Annotated in this window: 4 protein-coding genes; 1 reads left to right on the top strand and 3 read right to left on the bottom strand. The window is 40.7% G+C overall.

Annotation, left to right across the window (positions count from 1 at the left end):
• Positions 1 to 8: 8 nt before the first annotated feature.
• A complete protein-coding gene (locus tag IQ229_RS18840; RefSeq protein WP_322744016.1) occupies positions 9 to 413 on the top strand; it encodes a hypothetical protein in 405 nt (134 codons plus the stop codon).
• Between the two features lie 339 nt (positions 414 to 752).
• Here the strand turns inward: IQ229_RS18840 and IQ229_RS18845 are convergent, their stop codons facing one another.
• The 3 genes from IQ229_RS18845 to IQ229_RS18855 form a co-directional block, all read right to left on the bottom strand.
• Positions 753 to 1,181, bottom strand: coding sequence for a hypothetical protein (locus tag IQ229_RS18845; protein ID WP_194046362.1), 429 nt, complete (start codon positions 1,179 to 1,181; stop codon positions 753 to 755).
• 417 nt (positions 1,182 to 1,598) lie between these two features.
• Positions 1,599 to 1,937 (bottom strand): MFS transporter, encoded by a 339-nt coding sequence (locus IQ229_RS18850; RefSeq protein WP_194046364.1) that lies wholly within the window; start codon positions 1,935 to 1,937, stop codon positions 1,599 to 1,601.
• A 130-nt stretch (positions 1,938 to 2,067) separates the two neighbouring features.
• Positions 2,068 to 3,417, bottom strand: a complete 1,350-nt coding sequence (locus IQ229_RS18855) for an MATE family efflux transporter (protein WP_194046366.1) — start codon at positions 3,415 to 3,417, stop codon at positions 2,068 to 2,070.
• Between the last annotated feature and the right edge of the window lie 73 nt (positions 3,418 to 3,490).

The raw sequence follows: 3,490 nt of genomic DNA on the forward strand, positions 1-3,490 counted from the left end.
AAACTAATATTATAAATTCATCTAACGAACCAAAACAGTTAACTAAAACGATTAATATAGATGGTCAGCGTCCAGTTGATCCAAGTAACATTGAGATTAAGGAAACAATTGATATAGATGGTCAGCGCCCAATTGCAAAAGATGAAAATCATAGCGATCAAACAATTGATATAGACGGTCAACGCCCGATCGCTAAGAGTAATTTTGAAGAACATGAGATGCTATCTGTAGACGGGAAGCGTCCAATTGACCCTAGTGATTTAGAGATTGAGGAGATTCTTGATATAGATGGTCAACGTCCGATCGCCAAGAGTAATTTTCAAGTTCAAGATACCCTAGAGATAGATGGTAGCCGCCCAATAGTTGCAAATAACACTGTTGATTCGCAAATACCAACAGATTATGTAGACTAAAATCACAACCTTTCTTGACACTCGAAAGTGGTGAAGATAAAACAAGGGGACTCAGTAATCTACGTTGTTAGCATGAGAGTGCCAATAATATCGTGTTCGGTTAAAGACTTATCATTAAGACCGCAGAAAGACCGCAGAGGGAAGGGGTTTTTGGGCTTTCTGCATTGATTCGAGAATTATAACTAATTAGCCGGACATGATATAAAACCTAAACGAAGATTTGCACAGAACAAGACGCAATAAGGGCGCACATCTGTGCGCCCCTACGAAAACCTTAATTTAGATTTAGACTTGGGAAGGCTCGGCTATTGCTGCTTTGGCTCTAAGTTACGATCCTCTTCATACAAAAGCACGGTAATACACATCATATGTAGAGCCACCTCCAGACACACGCGCTCTTGCCGTGCCATTGGTTGCTCCAAAGACGGTAAAACCACCTAGAGAATCGTCAGAGCCATTTAAAAAGCCGTCTTCATCAAAAAGTTCAATCCTTGCAGGTAAATCAACGCCTAAACCTCGGTTAACTACAAATGTCTGTCCGGTAGAAAAACCATTAGGTCCCCAGATTTTACTGCCATTGACTGTGATATAGGTATCGTCATCGCCGAATGTATCTGCATCAGCATTGATAGCCTGAAGTTGCTCTATGAGAAGGAATCCGCCCCCTTCTATAACAGCCCCTTCTTCAGGAGTTAATTGAGCGAATAGTTGTTCGTTATCGATAGAATAAATGTCAGAACTAGATGTCTTTTTGTTGATATCTAACATGATTTTTCTCCTTTTTTAATTAAGCGCATACAGAGATAATTAGGTAAGTTTTAATTCACTAAATTCGCATTACATATTTGTGAGAGGAATCGGCAATCGTAACCATCACAAGTTCGTTCCGTAATGGAATAAATCATCTTATGATTCAGCAACACCCCAAATTTATACGCTTTTGGTGATACTTACTAGGTGAACCTCTGTACTATGATTCTTTACGATGGCTTTTAGGCTTTATGCGCTGAGAGCAGAAAATTTGTTCAAAATTTGTAAAATGGTTATAGAGTAAGAAGTTGGACTTATGCTATTGACATCCTTCGCAAACTCAAGCTATTGATTCAGCTTTGCATTTGGAATGCGTAGGCGCAGCCGGCCGTAGGCATCGCACTTTTACTTAGTACAATTTTTAATGGGAGCATCCTAATATAATGGTATGTCTCTATCTTCAGTCACTATCATGTCTATGATAACCTGAGCAGAGACTGTTGTAATTCCAATTGCTACGCTCAATATCCAAACCTGGACGATGTTTTGTGGAAATGCCATGGCTATCAACAAACAGAACAAACATAGAAGTAAGGAAAGAATTAATGTTTTTTTGTTGATTTTATCGCCCAAGGGGATTAAAAAGAAAAGCCCAAAACCGTAACCAACTTGCAAAAGCACAGATATGCTACTTGCTTCACCTTCACTAACTTGAAAAGAAGATGTAATATCTTTGAGAATTGGCTGATTATAATAAACGTTAGCAACACACACCAGATGCGATCGCCATAATCAGTACTTGAAATTTAGTTAATCCCTTACCTGAGATTTGTTTTTCCATTCAACCTAAGTCACTATAATTTAGTTGCTTGAGGACTTTTCCCTTTAGCTTCATCTGTGTTTATCAGTTATTAGTTTTCCTGGTGCTAAACCGCCAAGTTAGGATGATTGCAGCGATCGCTAAACCAATAGCTAATCCCCACCAAAGACCAATAGCTCCAGACCCCAACGAGATCCCAAAAGTATAACCAGCGAATAAACCAACACACCAATAAGCAAAAATGCCAATCAACATCGGGATTCGAGTGTCTTTGAGTCCGCGTAATGCTCCTGCGGCAGTAACTTGCACACCATCAACTATTTGAAAAATTGCCGCGACTGCTAGCAATTTCACCGCGAGGGCAACTACATCTGCATTGTTCTGATTGTTGATGTCAATATAAAGAGAAATAATTGACTTTGGTACTAGCCAAAATGCAATGGCTACTACACCCATAGATAAAGCTGCAATGGCAATGCCTACATATCCAGCTAGACGAGTGCCAACTAGGTCATTCTGTCCGGCTAATTGTCCAACACGAACTGTTGTCGCTAGAGAAATGCCTAGTGCCATCTGGAATGATATCGAAATTGTTTGTAAAGCAATTTGATGGGCAGCCAGGGCATTGGTTCCCAATTGTCCGATCAACAAAGTGACAACAGTGAACAGTCCGGCTTCGACCGTAATTAGACCCCCGATGGGCAATCCAACCTGAAAAATCTCGCCAATGATCTGGCGATGCTCTAGAGGAAAAGCTTCGTGAGACGAAGATCGAAAAATACCGTAAACTGCAAAGCGAGGCTGATTATATATATAAACTGCCAAAGCAACAAACATACTCCAAAGTGAAAGCGTGCTTGCCCAACCGATACCAGCTAAACCCAGCGCCGGGAATCCCAGTTTGCCAAACATCAGCACATAGTTAGCTGTGATGTTGAACAGAGTACCCAAAATCACTGTCACCATGACTAATTGCGGTTGTAACAGAGCAGAAAGAAAGCTTTTAAGTACTGCAAAGCCTAAAGCAGGAATAAAACCCAGTGCGATCGCTCTTAAATAAATCTCTGCTAGTGCTACTGTATTAGCATCCTGTCTTAATAAAAGTAGTAAAGCACCTGCATTGTAAAGCAACAATGTAATTGGTATTCCTAGGACTAGAGATATCCCTAGTCCAAGCCGGACAATTATGCCAACTTTTTCTTGATTTCCGGCTCCATAAGCTTGGGCCGCCAAGGGACTGACAGCAGAAACGATACCAGTAAAAATCAACAGAGAAAAAGTAAAGATAACAGTTCCCAAACCTCCAGATGCAATGGTTTGACTTCCCAACCAGCCCATCATTACCGTATCAACAAAACCAGTTGCAGATTGAGCCAGTTGTGCCGCTGCCAAAGGTACGGCTAACATGAGACATTTTTTAACTTCAGAAAACATATACAACTGATATCATGTCCGTATAATTAGTTATGATTTCCACAGTCATTGCACCCCATACGCCAGTCGCTCA

Origin of the sequence: Nostoc cf. edaphicum LEGE 07299, assembly GCF_015207245.1 — a bacterium.
In the GTDB taxonomy this organism is placed as follows: domain Bacteria; phylum Cyanobacteriota; class Cyanobacteriia; order Cyanobacteriales; family Nostocaceae; genus Nostoc; species Nostoc edaphicum_B.